The following is a 16,522-nucleotide window of genomic DNA, read 5'->3' as shown; positions in this document are numbered from 1 at the left end:
GCCCAAACCAAACGGGCCCAAACCAAACGGGCCCAAACCAAACGGGCCCAAACCAAACGGGCCCAAACCAAACGGGCCCAAACCAAACGGGCATTGGACAGGCGGGCGCAAGCCAGACAGGAACGGACCGATGACCGACAACACGTTCCACGACATCCCACCCCGTCCGGAAGCCGTACGGCACGAGTACCGTCGCGCCGACGTCGAACATCACGAGGCCAAAGGCTGGACCCGCAACGAACTGGCCGCCCGCGTAGCCAAGGAGCTCACCAACGGCCAATATGTGAACCTGGGAATCGGGATGCCCACCCTGATCCCCAATTACATCCCTGATGGTGTGGAGGTCATCCTTCACTCCGAGAATGGGATCCTGGGCGTCGGTCCTTACCCTGCCGAGGACAAGATTGATCCGGACCTCATCAACGCGGGCAAGGAAACGGTCACCACGAATGCGGGGGCCGCGTTCTTCGATTCGGCGGCGTCCTTCGGCATGATCCGCGGCGGGCACGTGGACGTCGCTGTGCTGGGTGCCATGGAGGTGGCTGCCAACGGGGACCTCGCCAACTGGATGGTTCCCGGCAAGATGGTAAAGGGCATGGGTGGCGCCATGGACCTGGTGTTCGGTGCCAAGAAGGTCATCGTCATGATGGAGCACGTGGACCGCAGCGGCCGACCGAAAATTGTTCAGGACTGCACGCTGCCCTTGACGGGTAAAGGGTGCGTAGACCGGATCATCACCGACCTGGCCGTCATCGACGTCGTCAAGGACCAAGGGGACCCGCGACTGGTCCTTCGCGAACTGGCCCCCAATGTCACTCTTGAGGACGTCCTCGCAGCAACCGGGGCCGACCTGTTCGAGGAAGACCAGGAGCTCACCGTATGACCCGGGTTGTTGAGCAGCGGGGGCTGTACTTCGACGAACTCGAAGAGGGCGTGGTCTACGCCCATAAGCCAGGGCGGACCGTTACTGAAGCGGACAACGTCCTGTTCACCACCATGACCATGAATACCCAGGCGCTGCACCTGGACGCGGCGTGGAGCTCAACCCAGCCCTTTGGGCAGCGGCTCATGAATTCCATGTTCACCTTATCCACCATGGTGGGGCAGTCGGTGGCCCAGCTGACCCAGGGCACCATCATCGCGCAGCTGGGGCTGACCGATGTCACTTTTCCGCACCCGCTGTATCACGGAGATACCCTGTACACGGAAACGGTGATCACGGGAAAAAGGTTGTCGACCTCCCGACCCGGCCAAGGCGTGGTGACCATGCAGCACACCGGCCGTAACCAGGATGGGGCGGTGGTGGCGCTGGCCACCCGGACATGCCTGATGTGGACGAAGGAAGCGCACACAACGCAATCTTGAAACACAGCGCAATCCTGAAACACAACGCAATCCTGAAACACCGCGCAGCCTTGGAACAGGTCCAGTCCCTTGCCAGAACTACAAGCTAGGAATCCGCATGCCCTCTCCCGACTCCCCGTCTCCCTCAGCGGTTCTGCCGTTCACCATGGGACCGGCACTCCTGTTCTGTCCAGCCGACCGGCCGGAGCGTTTCAGGAAGGCTGCCGAGCGGTCCGATGCCGTGATCCTGGACCTCGAAGATGCGGTGGCTCCGACGGACAAACCCCGGGCCCGCGAGGCGATTCTTGAGCAGTTGGGTGACGGCCAGCTGGATCCGGGCAGCACTATTGTCCGGGTTAACCCTGTGGGAACGCCTGAGTTCGAGCTCGATCTCCAGACCCTGGCGAAGACGCCCTACCGGACGGTCATGCTGGCCAAGGCGGAAAGTGCCGGGCAACTCAAAGCCCTGGCCGGCTACCAGGTCATTGCGCTCTGCGAGACAGCGGCGGGCATCGTCAATGCCTCCTCCATCGCGGCCGAGCCGAACGCCGTGGGACTGATGTGGGGTGCTGAGGATCTGTTGGCTTCCCTGGGCGGGCTCTCCAGCCGGAACGACGACGGCGGGTACCGGGCTGTCGCGCTGCACTCACGGTCCGCGGTCCTGCTTGCCGCAAAAGCTGCCGGCAAGGAAGCCATCGACTCCGTCTACGTGAACATCCCGGATCTTGAAGGGTTGTTGGCAGAATCCCACGACGCCGTAGCCAGCGGTTTCGGCGCCAAGGCCTGCATCCACCCCAACCAGGTGGCCGTAGTGCGTGAGGCCTATGCTCCCTCCGCGGAAGTGGTGGCCGAAGCCACCGAGCTCCTGGACGCAGCGGAAGCGGCAGGTACGGGGGTGTTCCAGTTCAAGGGCAAGATGATCGACGGGCCCATCCTCAAGCATGCCCAAGCGACACTCCGCAGGGCCGGGCGCCCCGCGGGATGACAGTTAATGCCCATGTCGAATGCCCACGTTCGGCATTCGACACGGGCATTAACTGTTGTCCCGGCGGGCGGTAAGTGCGCTAGACGCGTACCGCCGTCGACAGGGCTGTCAGTGCAACAGCGGCGGGCCGTGCTGCCTGGCTCTTGATGGATACCGCCTTCCCGTTTTTGGCGGATTCAAGCACCGATTCCATGACCTCCAGCGCGTGGAAGGCCAGTTGTCCGCCCGCGCGTGGTTCCTGGCCCGCAGGGGTCGCTGCGAGGTCGGCGATTCCGAAGCCACGGCCCGAGTCCACGTAGCCGGCCGAAACGGGGAGCGTTTCCCAGTCCTCGGCACCCAGCGCGAAAAGCTGTACATCGCCGTCGAAGTGGTTGGGGTCCGGGACGATCAGCGACCCCTTTTCCCCGTGGATCTCGATGTTGGGGCTCTTGGTCTTGACCGCGTCGAAGCTCATGAACAGGGTGGACAGAGCACCGGATGCATGGACCAGGACGCCGGTGACATGCGAGTCAATGTCCACCGGCACCGTCTGACCCTGCCGTGGGCCCGAACCGATGGTGCGTTCGTTCCGGGTATGGCTGGCAGCCCCCACCACCGACACCACGGGACCCAACAGTGTGACCAAGGCCGAGACGTAGTACGGTCCCATGTCCAGCAGGGGACCACCCCCGGGCTGGTAATAGAAGTCGGGGTTGGGATGCCAGCGCTCGTGCCCGGGGGTAGCCATGGTGGCCGTGGCGGAAACGGGCGCTCCGATCAGGCCGTCGTCGATTGCCTTGCGGGCGGTCTGGATCCCCGTGCCCAGCACAGTGTCAGGGGCACAGCCCACAATAACTCCGGCCGCCGCAGCAGCGGCCAGGACGTCCCGGGCCTCCGCCGTGGTGGCAGCCAGTGGCTTTTCGCCGTAAACGGATTTGCCGGCGGCGATGGCTCTGAGTGCGATCTCTGCATGGGCCGCAGGGATGGTCAGGTTCAGGACCAGATCCACGTCATCGGCGGCGAGGAGCCCGTCGACGGTCAGTGCCCGGACGCCCTCGTAGGAGTCGGCGACGGCCTCCGCCCTGGCCGGGTCCAGATCTGCTACGGCCACGAGGTTGATGGAATCGAGCCGGCGGAAGTTGGTCAGGTACTGGGCGATGATGGCGCCACAGCCAATGACTCCAACGTTGAGCGGACCCTCGGTGCCCAACTCCTTGGCAAGGTCTACCGGGACGCCCACAGCATGCCCCTTTCAATGATGGTACGGACGTTGCTGTCCTGGAGGATTTCCACGCGGTGGCCGGGAGTGCAGACGAAGATCCTGCCCTCACCCCACTGACGGGTCCAGATGGCAGGCGAGGTGACCTCACGGTTCCACGGATCCCATTCCCGCACCTTTTGCGTGGTGGTGGCCAGAACGTCAATGTAGTCGTCGGACAGGACCCAGTACTGCTCCGTGACGAGGTCGAAGTCGCTGATACCCTGCGTGATGGGGTGATCGGCCGCAGCGGGCAACATGTTCACGGTGTAAGGGACGTAGTTATCCGACTGCTCGCCGATCCGCTGGTCCGCGTGCTTGCCGGGGTGGCAGGCAAACTGGCCGCCAATCAGGTGCAGGTAGTCCGAGTTGTTGCGGTAGGAATCGGCGATGCCCCCGTGCCAGCCGGCAAGGCCCGTGCCGTTTTCGACTGCCGCGCGAAGACCCTCGAATTCGTGCTTCTCGATGGTCGTCATGGTCATGCATTGCACTATGAGGTCCACGCCCGCCATGTACTCGGAGTCGGCATAGATCTTCGGGGATTCTTCCACCCGGACGTCGTAGCCATTGTCCTTGAGGAAGGGGATGAACAGTTCGGTGGCCTCCACCGGTTGGTGGCCGTCCCAACCGCCTCGAACCACCAACGCTGTCTTGTTTTCGCGTGTCATGTTTCCTTTCAGACTTTCTGCCAGCGGCTTGAGTTGTCCGCGCTCGCCTCGACGGCGGCCAGAACCTTTTGCACCTGCAAAGCGTCAGCGAACGACGGCGACGGCTGCTCGCCTGCGCCGATGGCGGTCACGAGGTCCACCACCTGATGCGTGAAGCCGTGCTCGTACCCCAGTCCATGGCCGGTGGGCCACCAGTTGCCCACATAAGGGTGGGAAGGCTCGGTGACCATGATTTTTCGGAAGCCCGCGTCAGGTTCCAAGGCGGCATCGTAGAACTGGAGCGAGTTCATGTCCTCGAAATCGAAGGCCAGAGACCCCTTGGTGCCGTTCAGCTCCAGGCGCATGGCGTTCTTGCGGCCCAAGGCAAACCGGGTAGCTTCGAAGATGCCGATGGGGCCGGAATTGCCGTTGAAGCGTGAGCTGGCGTCAGCGCCGTCGTCGTGGGTGGCCTCGAAGCGGGCGGTGAACAGTGCCGCGTCGTCCACCGTTACCGGTCCTCGAGGACCATCTGCGCCGCCGTGGCCACCAAGCCCCACAAAGTCTCCGCCCACCGGGCGTTCCTTGACGAATGTCTCCAGCAAGGCCGAGACGCCGCTGATGTTCAGGCCGGTGATCCATTGCGCGGCGTCAATGCTGTGCGCCCCGATGTCGCCCAGTGATCCGGAGCCGGATTTGGACTTGTCCATCCGCCAGGTCAGCGGCGCGTCTGCGTCGCTGAGCCAGTCCTGCAGATACTGTGCGCGGACGTGGCGGATGCTGCCCAGCCGGCCATCGTCCACCATCCGCTTGGCCAGCGCCAGGGCAGGCGTGCGGCGGTAGCTGAAGCCGCACATGGAGAGAACCCCACGGCCGGCTGCCGCCTGGGCCACTGCCGTCATCTTCTCCGCTTCCTCCACTGAATTGGCCAACGGCTTCTCGCAGAGGACATGCTTTCCCGCTTCAAGAGCGGCAATGGCGATCTCCGCGTGGGTATTGCCAGGCGTGCAGATATCGATGAGGTCGATGTCTTCGCGCTCTATCAGACGACGCCAGTCAGTTTCGGTTGAGTCCCAACCAAATTTGCTGGCTGCTGCCCGGACACCGGCTTCGTTGCGGCCGGCCACGGCAGCCAATTCAGGTCTCAGCGGCAAGTCGAAGAAGCGCGGCGCGGTCCGCCAGGCGTGGGAGTGGGCGGCTCCCATGAATGAGTAGCCCACCATGCCTACCCGCAAGGGCTGTGGCTGTGTCATGTGTGGTCCCTTTCTCCTGGCAGCAGCCAGTTATTTGCTGAAGCCGGCGGTCAGGCCACTGAGCAATTGGCGCCGTGCAACGACGTAAATCACCAGCAGTGGGAGCGTAGCCAGGACAACCGAGGCGAGCACCGCAGGAATGTTGACGCTGAACTCACCTTGGAACGTCCAGAGCGATAACGGCAGAACGCGGGTGTCCGGGCTTTGGGTCAAGATCAGCGGGAACAGGAATCCGTTCCATACATGCAGTGCGTTGTAGATGCCAACCGTGATGACAGCGGGCTTGGTCATCGGCAATGCCAGGCGCCACATCATGGCCCAGTCGGAGCAGCCGTCCAGCCGCATCGACTCAAAAAGTTCGTTGGGCACGTCCCTCATGAAGTTGGAGAGAATCAGCACGGAAATGGGGATGGCAAAGGCAATCGAGGGCAGGATGAGTGCCAGCAAAGTGTCGTACATGTGGGCTTTGGTGATCATCCAGTAGATCGGGATGATCGTGGCATGCAGGGGAATGGCCAGGCCCAGGAGGAACACGTTGTTGGTCCAACTCAGGAACTTCCCCTTGCCGCGCACAATGGCGTACGCCGCCATGAAGGAGACAAAGAGGGCTGGAACCACGCTGCCCACCGTTACGATCAGGCTGTTGGTGAAGTACTTGGCGAACTCGTTCTCCACGACCAGCTTGTAGTTATCCAGCGTTGGTTCCGCCGGGGGCATCAGCGGATTGGAGGTGAAGAAGCCTGCTTGGTTCTTCAAGCTGGTGATCACCACGTAGTACACAGGCACAATAATGACCGCGAGCCAGAGCCAGCCCCCCAGTCCTCCGAGGAAGTTGGGCCGCGAGCGGCCCATTTTCTGCGGACGACGGCGGTCGGCCGCCGGTTCGTGCAGCGTTGCCGGTGCTGTGGGGAGTTGTGTGGTGGAAGCCATTACGCACCTTCCAATTGGCTGGCGTTGCGGTTCTTGCCGCCGAGTCGTTGAAGGAACAGTGCCAGGGCCAGTCCGATGACCACCAGGATCACTCCCAGCGCGCTCGCTGCGCCCATGTCGTTCGCTTTGAAGCCAGTGAGGTACATGTGCAGCGGCAACAGCCTGGTTGAATAGCCGGGGCCGCCCGCGGTCAGCACGAACACCAGGTCGAAGTACGCCAGGGATCCCACCACCATGAGGGTGGAGGAGGTGATGATGGTGTACTTCAGCTGGGGGAGCGTGATGTTGAGGAACTGCTGTACGCGGCCGGCGCCGTCGATCTGCGCGGCTTCATAGAGGGAGGCGGGGATCTGCCGGACGCCGCCTTGGTAGATCAGGGTGTGGAACGGAACGAACTGCCACGCGATGACGAAGACCACCACGAACAGGACCAGATCCGAGTTGCCCAGCCAGTCCTGCGCCAGGAACGGCAAACCCAAGCCGGGGCCGAGGCCGAAGTTCGGGTCCAGCAGGGCCTTGAAGGCAATGGCCACAGCGGCCGAGGAGAGCAACAGCGGAACGAAGTACAGGACGGCCAACGCGGCACGGTACTTCTGGTTTGCTGCGGTGAAGACGCCTAACAAGAGACTGATGGGTGCCTGGACAATGAAGGAGAAGAACATGATCTTGGCGGTGACGAGCAAGGCGTTGCCCGTCACGGGATCTGCCAGGACGGTGTTCCAGCTGGACAGGCCGTCGAGCTTGATCTCGCCCAGGCCATCCCAGCGGGTGAAGCTCAGGAACAGGACTCCCAGGAGCGGGAGGATGGCGAACAGCATGAAGAACGCGAGCGCCGGGGCGGCCAGCCACCCCGACGGACCCTTCTCGAGGGTCGGTCGGCACAGCTGTGCCCGGGCGGTCCGGCGGTGCGCAGTAGTGGACGACACCGGGCTACTTTCCGATCGTTGCGTTCATGGTGGAAGCGAACTGTTCCGGGGTGATCTTCTTCAGGAAGATCTGGTCCAGGTTGGCCAGCATGGCATCGCCTTGCGCGGGGCTGAGTGCCTGGTCCCAGGACAGGGTGAAGTCCGGTGCATCCTTGGCCATTCCATACACGTAGCTCAGGAAGTCCTTGTCAGGGGATGCCGCCAGCTTGTCTTCAATACCGGTGACCACGGGTACGGCTCCTGAGTCGATGAGGCTTTGGACGTTCTCATCGGTGAACATTCCGTCCTTGACGTACTCAAGGGCCGTTTTCTTCTGTTCTTCGGTGGCTTTGGAGGAGACTGACCAGAAGTTGGTGGGGTTGCCCACGACGTTGGCCGGGTCGCCCTTGCCGCCCTCTACGGTGGGGAAGGGGGTGTATCCGAGCTTGCCGCTGGTGACGAAGTCCGCTGCGTCCTTTTTCATGCCTTGGTAGATCCAGCTGCCCTGCAGGACCATGGCGGCCTTGCCGGTGTAGAGCAGGGCCTGGTCGGCGTTGCTGTCCGCGGCAATGGAGGAGAAGCCGTTGATGAAGCCGCCGGCGTCCACCAGTTCCTGGATCTTGGTCAATGCCTCAATGACAGCTGGGTCGGACCAGGCATTCGGCGTGTTGGACGCGATCTTGGCGAAGACTTCGGGGCCGCCGATGCGGTCTACCAGGTATTCGAGCCACATAAGGTCCGGCCATTTGGACTGCCCACCCAAGGAGAAGGGTGCCACGCCTGCGGCCTTGAACTTGGGGACCAGGGCCATGAGTTCGTCCCAGGTCTTGGGTGCCTCCGCGCCGATCTTGTCGAAGACTTCCTTGTTGTAGTACAGAACTACGGGCTGCACTTTGTTGTTGGGGAGGGCGTAGGTCTTGCCGTCGACCACGCCGCTTTCCAGGATGGAGGGAAGGTAGCGGTTCTGGACTTCCGGGTTTTCCTTGAGGAATCCCGTGAGGTCGTCCACCTGTCCGGCGTCAACGTAGGACTTCAGGACACCGCCTCCCCAGCCATAGACCAACGTGGGACCCTGTCCGGCGCCGACGGCCGTGCGCACCTTGGTCTTGTAGGCATCGTTGGCGAAGAAGTCGAGCTTGATGGAGGAATCGGGGTGTGTTTTGTTCCAGGAGTCCACGGAGGCTTGGAACACCGGCTGGTCACCGCCGGTGAGCCCCCACATGGTGGCCGAATCCGCGGAGACTCCGGTTCCGGCAGGGCCCGAGGAGCCGCAGGCTGCGAGCGAGATCGACAAGACGGCTGCCGAGACCGCCATTCCGGCGGTGCGCAACTTCAGATTATTCATGTGCTGTTTCCATTCGTCCTACGGGCTCGACGCTGATGGCCCGGCTGCTCGTACAAAGCCGCACTCTGCGGGGGAGGGATCACCTGTGATCACCAGTACCCTGAAAGCTTTTTCGAAATGTTTCGAAGGTCCTTTCGGAAGTGCCCACCTAACTTAGCCGTGAGCCACGTCACCGTCAAGGGTCAATTTCCAAGAGATATCGGAGGCACGCGAGCCATATTGACGGGCGGGCCGACGACGATGCACACTGTCTGCAACCGAAACTTTTCGAAAGCGAAAACTGTGAGCCCCGACGATCGACCCTCCAAGCTGACCCTCTCTGCCGTCGCGCAGGAGGTGGGAGTCTCTGTGCCTACTGTCTCCAAGGTGGTCAACGGTCGCGGGGATGTGGCCCAGGCAACCCGGGCCCGCGTGCTGGCGGCACTGCAGCGCACAGGCTATAAATCTCCCCTCCAGCGCAAAAGCAATCCGGTGCAGCGGACTGTCGAAGCGGTTTTTGATTCCCTCAATTCGGCCTACAACATGGAAGTCCTCAAGGGGATCATGGAGCAGGCAAACGTCTCCGACATGGAAGTGATCCTGTCCGTGACCGGTCTCCAGGCGGCGCCTCCGCTGGGGCCGGAAGAACGGGCCCAACGCATGGTCGATGAAGGCCGCAGCGGGATGATCGTGGTGACCTCAGCCTTTGGCACAGCCCACTTGGAGGCCTTCCAAAGGCGTCAAATTCCCATTGTGGTGATCGACCCCCTCAACCCGCCGCCGGCCGACCTGTTCAGTGTGGGCGCCAGCAACTGGGCCGGTGGCAAAGCCGCCGCGACACACCTCCTGGAGCTGGGGCATCGGCGGATCGCGTACATCGGCGGCCCAGCCACCGCCGAATGCAGCCAGGCCAGGCTGCACGGTTACATGGCCGCGCTCATGGCCGCAGGCATAACGGTGGAACACGAATACGTATCGGCAGGCCCGTTCCGCCCCGAGACCGGGGCCACAGCCTTCAAGTCCCTGTTGGCGCTGGAGGATCCGCCCACGGCAGTCTTCGCCGGCAGCGACAGCATCGCCATGGGGGTGCTGGCCGAGGCACGTAGGCAGGATGTGCGGATTCCCGAGGAAATCAGCCTGGTGGGGTTCGACGGTACCTACCAAGCTGAAGAATCCACGCCGCCCCTCACTTCCGTGAGCCAGCCGCTTCAGGAGATCGGGCGATCGGCGTTGAACTTCATCCTGCGCCAGATGCAGGGCGAAGACATCGACTCCCGGCGCGTGGAACTCGCAACCCACCTGGTGGTCCGGGAATCAACGGCACCCCCCGTGGACCTGGCCTCACGAAAGAAAGCGGCGTCGCGGGTTTAGCCCCACCGGTCCAATGGCGTCATACAGCCAGACCCGTACCCAGCGTTCGCCGGTCTCACGGAACTCCGCACGGCTGGCGAACCGGTACAGATAGCTGCGTGCGCGCACCCAACGGGGGCGTTCGCCGTCGAACGGGTCATGGCGAAGCAGCCCCAACGTGGGCTTGTCTGCCTCCAGCAGCTTGTCCAGGAAGGCGTAGAACCAGTCTTCGTGGACAGTCCGCAGCGGCAGGAACCACATCAGCCAATCCAGGCGTAGATGGTACGGCGCCCACTGCCGCGGGAGCCGCCGCACCTCGCCGGGCTTGCCCTTGAAGCCGTACTCACGCCAGAGCTCATCGGCGGCGTCCGGCTCCTCGGCCAGTGTGCCTTCAACTACGATCTCGATCCGCTGCTTGGTGACGGTCCCGAACGCCCCATAGGCGTTGACCAGACGCCAACGGTTGAAGCTGGCATTCATCAGCTGCCGGCTGGAGAAAAGGTTCAGGAGCGGCTGGTAGCTCAACGCCAGCAACACCACAGTCACGAGCACGACGACGGCGAGCCACCACACCGGGGTATCGGCGCCAGGGTGCCAGTCCAGCGGGATGAACGGAAAGACCGCGTGGGCGAGGGGGTCGCTGACGGCCGCGAAGGCAAGGATGATCGCCGCCCAGTTCAACCAGGCAAAATTCCCGGTGCCTACCAGCCATAGCTGGGTCGCGATGATGATGCCTGCCGCAATGCCGGCCAGGGGCTGTGGCGCGAAGAGGAAAAACGGCACCACCAGCTGTGCGAAATGGTTGCCCGCCACTTCCACTTTATGCAGCGGACGCGGCAGGAGATGGGCTTGCCTGCTGAGCGGGCCCGGCATGGGCTGTGTCTCATGGTGGTAGAACATAGCCGTCATATCGCGCCACTCGCGGCCGCCCCGGATCTTGATCATGCCCGCCCCGAACTCAAGCCGGAAAACCAGCCACACAATGAGGATCAGGATGGTGGTGGGCGGGGGAGTCTGGTCCGAGCCGAGGAAGGCCACGGTAAACCCGGCCTCGAGAAGCAGGATCTCCCAGCCGAAGCCGTAGAACGTCTGGCCGACATTGACGATCGACATGTAGAGGAACCACAGGATCAGAAATGCCAGCATGGGCAGCCATGGAGGGCCCGTTTGGGGGAGACCGATCACGAGCAAGGCAGCGACGCCGATCCCCGTCCAGCACACCCACCCCAGGAGCGCATCGGAGTAATACCAGCGGAAGAGGGTGGGCCTGGCCAGTCTGCGGGCCATGTCCAGGAACGCCGGTACCGGCAGCAGCCCGCGCTCGCCGAGGAGTGCAGGGAACTGGTTCATGGTGGAAAGAAAGGCAACCAGATACAGCGCAGCCGTGCCGCGCTGCAACACTTGCCGGGCGAACTCATAGTCGCGCGCATCAAACCAGGACAGCCACTCCACCTTTCCACCGTACGCGCGGGCTGTGGATGGTCAAGCGATGCAGGTTTTCCCAGTATCGTCCATGCTCCGTTCGCCGCTCGCGTTACTGGCTGGGATACTTGGAGAATGCAGCCGCGCAAGATCGTCATCCTCGGGTCCACCGGTTCCATCGGCACACAAGCGATTGACGTCGTCGATGCTGCCCCGCACCGTTTTGAGGTGGTGGCGCTCAGCGCAGGTGGAGGGAACCTGGAACTCATCGCCCGGCAGGCGGTCCACACCCAAGCGCAGGCTGTGGGCATAGCCCAGGGAGATCCCGCGGTTTTGCGGCAACTGATTGACGCGGCGGCCTCGGCTGCGGGGGTGCCCCATTGTGCGCCGGAGATCTTCGTCGGCCCGGATGCCTCCACCCGGATCGCAGCCATCGAGTGTGACGTCGTCCTCAATGGCATCACCGGTTCCATTGGCTTGGCACCTACCTTGGCCGCGCTCAGCACCGGCGCAACGCTGGCACTGGCCAATAAGGAATCACTGATCGTGGGTGGTGCCCTGGTCAAGGCCGCGGCCCGGCCGGGGCAGATAGTGCCCGTTGACTCTGAGCACTCCGCCATTGCCCAGTGTTTGCGGTCCGGGACCGAGCAGGAAGTGGAGAAGTTGATCCTGACCGCATCCGGCGGTCCCTTCCGCGGGCGCACACGCGATCAGCTTCACGGGGTTACGCCGCAGGAAGCGCTGGCCCACCCCACCTGGGACATGGGCCTGATGGTCACCACCAACTCCGCCAGCCTGGTCAACAAGGGCCTGGAAGTCATTGAGGCACACTTGTTGTTCGATGTTCCCCTGGACAGGATCGAGGTGGTTGTCCACCCTCAGTCGGTGGTTCACTCCATGGTCCAGTTTGTGGACGGGTCCATCATTGCCCAGGCGTCACCCCCGGACATGCGCCTGCCTATCGCGCTGGGGCTGGGATGGCCGGACCGCGTCCCGCGTGCTGCCAAGCCCTGCGACTGGACCAAGGCCACCAGTTGGACGTTCGAGCCCTTGGACACCGTGGCATTCCCCGCCGTGGATCTGGCCAAGGACGCCGCCAAACAAGGCAGCACCTTCCCGGCGGTGTTCAACGCCGCCAATGAGGAAGCCGTCCAGGCCTTCCACGCCGGGCGCATCCGCTTCACGGACATCGTGGATACCGTGGAGTCCGTCCTCAGTGAACATTCAGGCTCCTCCGAGCTAACGGTGGAGTCCGTGCTGGATGCTGAGAAGTGGGCACGCGCCCGCACCCTTGATCGTTTAGCCAGCAGCGCCCTGTAGCTCAGAACCCTTATGGAAGCAGTCCCACCGGCATGAGTCCCGTCCTTCTCTTCATTCTCGGAGTCGTCTTCGTCGCCATCGGCGTCGCCGTTTCCATCGCGCTTCACGAGGTAGGCCATCTGGTGCCGGCGAAGCTCTTCAAAGTCCGCGTCACCAAGTACATGATCGGCTTTGGCCCTACCCTCTGGTCCAGGAAGAAGGGCGAGACGGAGTACGGATTCAAAGCCCTTCCACTGGGCGGATACGTCTCCATGATCGGCATGTACCCACCCAATAAGGTGGACGGCGCTGTCCGCCCTTCCAGCACCGGGATGTTTCAAACGCTGGCCACAGAAGCGCGCTCCATGGCGCACGAAGAAGTAGGGCCGGGGGACGAAAACCGCGTCTTCTACAAATTGCCCGTGTGGAAAAAGATCATTGTCATGCTCGGTGGCCCTGCCATGAACATGATCATCGGGTTGATCCTGTTGGCCGTCCTGGTCATGGGCTTCGGCACGGCGCAGGCGACCACCACCATCGCAGACGTTTCCAAATGCCAGGTCGCCGCGGGCGAAACCGTGGATCCGGATTCAGCGGACTGCAAGCCCACACCGGCAGCAGCTGCGGGGCTCCAGCCGAACGACACCATCACGTCCTTCGACGGAAAGACCGTCACGAGTTGGGACGAACTGACCGGCTGGATCCGTGCCTCGGCAGGCAAGGATGTGGCCATCACCGTGCAGCGCAACGGTTCTCCTGTGGAGACCACCGTGACCCCTGTGCTCTCGTCCCGTCCCGTGGTGGGCTCCGATGGGCGCCAGGCGCAGGACGCCAACGGTGTTCTGCAGTACCAGGAGGTCGGCTTCCTCGGGATCGGCGCCCAAAGCGCCTTGGTTCCCCAACCGGCGTCGGCCGTTCTCCCCATGGCGGGGGAGAACATCAAACAAATTTCCGGTGTGATCTTCAACCTGCCGGCCAGGGTAGCCGGGGTGGCGAAAGCAGCCTTCAGCGAGGAACCCCGGGATCCGAACGGTCCCATCAGCGTAGTGGGCGTTGGCCGCGTGGCCGGCGAAGTCGCGGCCATGGAACAGGTTCCCATGCAGGCCCGCATCGGAACCCTGGTGGGGCTGCTTGCAGGGCTGAACTTCGCGTTGGCCATCTTCAACCTCATCCCCTTGCTTCCCCTCGATGGCGGCCATGTGGCAGGGGCTTTGTACGAGGGCGCACGGCGCCAAGTGGCCAGGTTGAGGGGCAAACCGGATCCGGGTTCGTTCGACATTGCGAAACTGTTGCCGCTGACCTACGTGGTGGCTGCGCTGCTGATGGCCATGGGTGCCCTGCTGATCTACGCGGACATCGTGAAGCCCGTCAACATCTTCGGCTGAGCCATGAACATTTTCGGTAGAACATGAATATTTCCGTCGGAGCAGGCGGGATAGGCTAGCACCATGACTGTTTTCGCTGTTGAGTACGTATACGTCGCCGACTCCGGTGCCCTTCGCGACGAAGCCCGCCCCGCACACCGTGCCTGGCTGGGCGAACTGGCCGAGGAAGGCAAGCTCCTTGCCAGCGGCCCGTACGGTGACGGCGCCGGTGCCCTCCTGATCTTCAAGTCCGCAGATGAAACCGGGCTCAACGACCTCCTCAAGCAGGATCCTTTTGCCGAAGCAGGCGTGATTGCCGGCATCCGCACCACCGAATGGGCCCCCATCATCGGGGTCCTGGCGGCCCACGCGTCCTAGCCGGGCGTTCTCCACCACAACGATCCACCCCAATCCAAGGAGTCCACGTGACCTCGGTCAGCCTGGGAATGCCAGCAGCCCCACCCCCCGTCCTTGCCCCGCGCCGTAAGACACGGCAGATCAAGGTTGGGTCCGTTGGTGTTGGTTCTGATTCGCCCATCAGCGTTCAGTCCATGACCACGACGCCCACCACGGATATCAACGCCACTCTTCAGCAGATTGCCGAACTCACGGCATCCGGCTGCGACATCGTGCGTGTTGCGTGTCCTTCGGCGGACGACGCCGAAGCGCTTCCCATCATCGCCCGCAAGTCCCAGATCCCCGTGATCGCCGATATCCACTTCCAGCCCAAGTACGTTTTCGCGGCCATTGAGGCCGGATGCGCGGCTGTTCGTGTGAACCCGGGCAACATCCGTAAGTTCGATGACCAGGTCAAGGAAATCGCGGCAGCGGCCCGGGACCACGGCACGTCCATCCGGATCGGCGTCAATGCCGGTTCCCTGGAGCCGGGCATCATGAAGAAGTACGGCAAGGCGACACCCGAAGCCCTGGTGGAGTCCGCCGTGTGGGAAGCGTCCCTGTTCGAGGAACACGGCTTCCACGACTTCAAGATCTCCGTCAAGCACAACGACCCCGTGATCATGGTGGCCGCATACGAAATGCTGGCTGAGCAGGGCGACTGGCCCTTGCACCTCGGTGTGACCGAGGCCGGGCCGGCATTCCAGGGCACCATCAAGTCGGCAACAGCGTTCGGTGCGCTTCTGTCCCGCGGCATCGGTGACACCATTCGTGTTTCCCTTTCGGCTCCGCCGGTGGAGGAAATCAAGGTGGGCAACCAGATCCTGCAATCCCTGAACCTGCGCCCCCGCAAGCTGGAAATCGTCTCCTGCCCGTCTTGTGGCCGTGCGCAGGTTGATGTTTACACGCTGGCGGAGCAGGTAACGGCCGGGCTGGAAGGCATGGAGATTCCCCTGCGCGTCGCCGTCATGGGCTGCGTCGTCAACGGACCCGGTGAGGCCCGTGAAGCAGACCTCGGCGTGGCCTCCGGAAACGGCAAGGGCCAGATTTTCGTGAAGGGCGAAGTCATCAAGACTGTGCCTGAGAGCGAAATTGTTGAGACACTGATCGAAGAGGCCATGCGCATCGCCGAAGAGATGGGGGAGGCCGATGGCGAAGATGCTGTCAAGGGTAGCCCCGTGGTTAGCGTCTCGTAACGAGAACGGCTTGGGAGTCAGGGTGCTCGGCAAAGCCGACACCCTGGCTCTGCGCGCGCTGGCCAGCGAAGACGTGGTGGCCAATGTCTTCATCCTGTCCCACTTGGACAGCACGGGGACGGCTGCGCCCACCAGCGGTGGTGCCAGTATTTTTGGAGTGTTCCACGATCAAACGCTCCTGGGTGCCTGCTGGGCCGGGGCTAACCTCGTTCCTGTGCAACTTGATCCTGCGTTGGCAGGCTATGCGGCAACGGCGGCCCACCAAACCGGACGCCGTTACGCTTCAATTTTTGGCCCCGCCGACACCGTGCTGGCCCTCTACTCGCGTTTTGAACAACTGGGCCACGCCGCCCACGAGATCCGGTCCCGCCAGCCCCTCCTGACCATCTCCGGTGGACCTGCCATCGGCGCCAATCCTGCCCTGACCTTTGGCGCCATGGAGGACTTTGACCGCATCCTTCCGGCCTGCGCGGCCATGTTCGAGGAAGAAGTTGGCTATTCTCCCTTCCTTGGAGGCCAGGAGTTCTACAGCAGGCGGGTAGCCGGCCTGATCCGGCAGGGACATTCCCTGGTCCACATTGACGCCGGAGGCACGGTGGTCTTCAAAGCTGAACTCGGTGCCGTCACGGCGGATGTGACCCAGGTCCAGGGTGTATGGATGAATCCGGAACTCCGGGGACGCGGCCAGAGCGCCGGCTACATGGCCGCCGTCGTGAATCTCTCAAAGACCTTTGCCCCGGTGACCAGCCTGTACGTCAACGACTACAACGCCAAGGCCCGCGCCACCTACGAACGGGTAGGCTTCGAGCAAGTGGGCACGTTCGCCACGGTGCTTTTTTAGCCTCCGGCCGGGAACTTGTAGTCTTGTCCCGG

At 62.9% G+C, this 16,522-nt stretch carries 16 protein-coding genes; 9 read left to right on the top strand and 7 right to left on the bottom strand.

Going from position 1 to position 16,522, the window contains the following annotated elements:
• Nucleotides 1-130: 130 nt before the first annotated feature.
• From WBN73_RS19130 to WBN73_RS19120, 3 genes are all read left to right on the top strand, one after another.
• Nucleotides 131-883, top strand: a complete 753-nt coding sequence (locus WBN73_RS19130; RefSeq protein WP_337341041.1) for a CoA transferase subunit B — start codon at nucleotides 131-133, stop codon at nucleotides 881-883.
• Nucleotides 880-1,365: a MaoC family dehydratase gene (locus WBN73_RS19125; RefSeq protein ID WP_207596983.1), complete on the top strand. Its 486-nt coding sequence runs from the start codon at nucleotides 880-882 to the stop codon at nucleotides 1,363-1,365. Before WBN73_RS19130 ends, WBN73_RS19125 begins: the two co-directional genes overlap by 4 nt.
• A 97-nt stretch (nucleotides 1,366-1,462) precedes the next feature.
• Nucleotides 1,463-2,329, top strand: a complete 867-nt coding sequence (locus WBN73_RS19120) for an HpcH/HpaI aldolase/citrate lyase family protein (RefSeq protein ID WP_337341040.1) — start codon at nucleotides 1,463-1,465, stop codon at nucleotides 2,327-2,329.
• Nucleotides 2,330-2,408: 79 nt separating this feature from the next.
• Here the strand turns inward: WBN73_RS19120 and WBN73_RS19115 are convergent, their stop codons facing one another.
• From WBN73_RS19115 to WBN73_RS19090, 6 genes are read right to left on the bottom strand one after another with little or no spacing between them, the layout of a single operon-like run.
• The gene (locus tag WBN73_RS19115; protein ID WP_337341039.1) at nucleotides 2,409-3,548 is read right to left on the bottom strand and encodes a Gfo/Idh/MocA family protein; all 1,140 of its coding nucleotides are present in this window, start codon (nucleotides 3,546-3,548) and stop codon (nucleotides 2,409-2,411) included.
• Nucleotides 3,533-4,234: a ThuA domain-containing protein gene (locus WBN73_RS19110; protein ID WP_207596986.1), complete on the bottom strand. Its 702-nt coding sequence runs from the start codon at nucleotides 4,232-4,234 to the stop codon at nucleotides 3,533-3,535. Before WBN73_RS19110 ends, WBN73_RS19115 begins: the two co-directional genes overlap by 16 nt.
• Before the next feature lie 8 nt (nucleotides 4,235-4,242).
• Nucleotides 4,243-5,463, bottom strand: coding sequence for a Gfo/Idh/MocA family protein (locus WBN73_RS19105; protein ID WP_337341038.1), 1,221 nt, complete (start codon nucleotides 5,461-5,463; stop codon nucleotides 4,243-4,245).
• A gap of 30 nt (nucleotides 5,464-5,493) precedes the next feature.
• A complete protein-coding gene (locus WBN73_RS19100; RefSeq protein WP_337341037.1) occupies nucleotides 5,494-6,393 on the bottom strand; it encodes a carbohydrate ABC transporter permease in 900 nt (299 codons plus the stop codon).
• Entirely contained in the window at nucleotides 6,393-7,319 is a 927-nt protein-coding gene (locus tag WBN73_RS19095; protein ID WP_443193274.1) for a carbohydrate ABC transporter permease, read from the bottom strand. Before WBN73_RS19095 ends, WBN73_RS19100 begins: the two co-directional genes overlap by 1 nt.
• A gap of 4 nt (nucleotides 7,320-7,323) precedes the next feature.
• Complete coding sequence (locus tag WBN73_RS19090) at nucleotides 7,324-8,643, bottom strand: extracellular solute-binding protein (RefSeq protein WP_337341036.1); 1,320 nt, start codon at nucleotides 8,641-8,643, stop codon at nucleotides 7,324-7,326.
• Between the two features lie 282 nt (nucleotides 8,644-8,925).
• On the opposite strand from WBN73_RS19090, the gene WBN73_RS19085 reads away from it, so the two are divergent.
• The gene (locus tag WBN73_RS19085) at nucleotides 8,926-9,993 is read left to right on the top strand and encodes a LacI family DNA-binding transcriptional regulator (RefSeq protein WP_337341035.1); all 1,068 of its coding nucleotides are present in this window, start codon (nucleotides 8,926-8,928) and stop codon (nucleotides 9,991-9,993) included.
• On the opposite strand, the gene WBN73_RS19080 is transcribed toward WBN73_RS19085, so the two are convergent.
• Nucleotides 9,964-11,424 carry a lipase maturation factor family protein gene (locus WBN73_RS19080; RefSeq protein ID WP_280627635.1) on the bottom strand — a complete coding sequence of 487 codons (1,461 nt, stop codon included), beginning with the start codon at nucleotides 11,422-11,424 and terminating at the stop codon, nucleotides 9,964-9,966. The two genes, WBN73_RS19085 and WBN73_RS19080, sit on opposite strands and share 30 nt — an antisense overlap.
• 105 nt (nucleotides 11,425-11,529) lie before the next feature.
• Between WBN73_RS19080 and dxr the strand changes: the two genes are divergently transcribed.
• From dxr to WBN73_RS19055, 5 genes are all read left to right on the top strand, one after another.
• Nucleotides 11,530-12,714, top strand: a complete 1,185-nt coding sequence (dxr, locus tag WBN73_RS19075) for a 1-deoxy-D-xylulose-5-phosphate reductoisomerase (RefSeq protein ID WP_207596993.1) — start codon at nucleotides 11,530-11,532, stop codon at nucleotides 12,712-12,714.
• A 32-nt stretch (nucleotides 12,715-12,746) separates the two neighbouring features.
• Nucleotides 12,747-14,078 (top strand): M50 family metallopeptidase, encoded by a 1,332-nt coding sequence (locus tag WBN73_RS19070; RefSeq protein WP_207596994.1) that lies wholly within the window; start codon nucleotides 12,747-12,749, stop codon nucleotides 14,076-14,078.
• A gap of 63 nt (nucleotides 14,079-14,141) precedes the next feature.
• Nucleotides 14,142-14,435, top strand: coding sequence for a YciI family protein (locus WBN73_RS19065; RefSeq protein WP_207596995.1), 294 nt, complete (start codon nucleotides 14,142-14,144; stop codon nucleotides 14,433-14,435).
• Between the two features lie 47 nt (nucleotides 14,436-14,482).
• Nucleotides 14,483-15,649 carry a flavodoxin-dependent (E)-4-hydroxy-3-methylbut-2-enyl-diphosphate synthase gene (gene ispG, locus WBN73_RS19060; RefSeq protein WP_024820317.1) on the top strand — a complete coding sequence of 389 codons (1,167 nt, stop codon included), beginning with the start codon at nucleotides 14,483-14,485 and terminating at the stop codon, nucleotides 15,647-15,649.
• Nucleotides 15,612-16,490 carry a GNAT family N-acetyltransferase gene (locus tag WBN73_RS19055; protein ID WP_207597519.1) on the top strand — a complete coding sequence of 293 codons (879 nt, stop codon included), beginning with the start codon at nucleotides 15,612-15,614 and terminating at the stop codon, nucleotides 16,488-16,490. Before ispG ends, WBN73_RS19055 begins: the two co-directional genes overlap by 38 nt.
• Nucleotides 16,491-16,522: the final 32 nt, after the last annotated feature.

This window comes from Paenarthrobacter sp. CCNWLY172, assembly GCF_037402035.1.
In the GTDB taxonomy this organism is placed as follows: Bacteria; Actinomycetota; Actinomycetes; order Actinomycetales; family Micrococcaceae; genus Arthrobacter.
This window is presented reverse-complemented; position numbering and strand designations above follow the sequence as displayed.

Excerpts from the sequence above, each read along its gene's own strand:
- WBN73_RS19130 (WP_337341041.1), top strand. The coding sequence starts at position 131 with ATGACCGACAACACGTTCCACGACATCCCACCCCGTCCGGAAGCCGTA.
- WBN73_RS19105 (WP_337341038.1), bottom strand. The coding sequence starts at position 5,463 with ATGACACAGCCACAGCCCTTGCGGGTAGGCATGGTGGGCTACTCATTC.
- WBN73_RS19070 (WP_207596994.1), top strand. The coding sequence starts at position 12,747 with ATGAGTCCCGTCCTTCTCTTCATTCTCGGAGTCGTCTTCGTCGCCATC.
- WBN73_RS19090 (WP_337341036.1), bottom strand. The coding sequence starts at position 8,643 with ATGAATAATCTGAAGTTGCGCACCGCCGGAATGGCGGTCTCGGCAGCC.
- dxr (WP_207596993.1), top strand. The coding sequence starts at position 11,530 with ATGCAGCCGCGCAAGATCGTCATCCTCGGGTCCACCGGTTCCATCGGC.
- WBN73_RS19100 (WP_337341037.1), bottom strand. The coding sequence starts at position 6,393 with ATGGCTTCCACCACACAACTCCCCACAGCACCGGCAACGCTGCACGAA.
- WBN73_RS19125 (WP_207596983.1), top strand. The coding sequence starts at position 880 with ATGACCCGGGTTGTTGAGCAGCGGGGGCTGTACTTCGACGAACTCGAA.
- WBN73_RS19120 (WP_337341040.1), top strand. The coding sequence starts at position 1,463 with ATGCCCTCTCCCGACTCCCCGTCTCCCTCAGCGGTTCTGCCGTTCACC.
- WBN73_RS19110 (WP_207596986.1), bottom strand. The coding sequence starts at position 4,234 with ATGACACGCGAAAACAAGACAGCGTTGGTGGTTCGAGGCGGTTGGGAC.
- WBN73_RS19055 (WP_207597519.1), top strand. The coding sequence starts at position 15,612 with ATGCTGTCAAGGGTAGCCCCGTGGTTAGCGTCTCGTAACGAGAACGGC.
- WBN73_RS19065 (WP_207596995.1), top strand. The coding sequence starts at position 14,142 with ATGACTGTTTTCGCTGTTGAGTACGTATACGTCGCCGACTCCGGTGCC.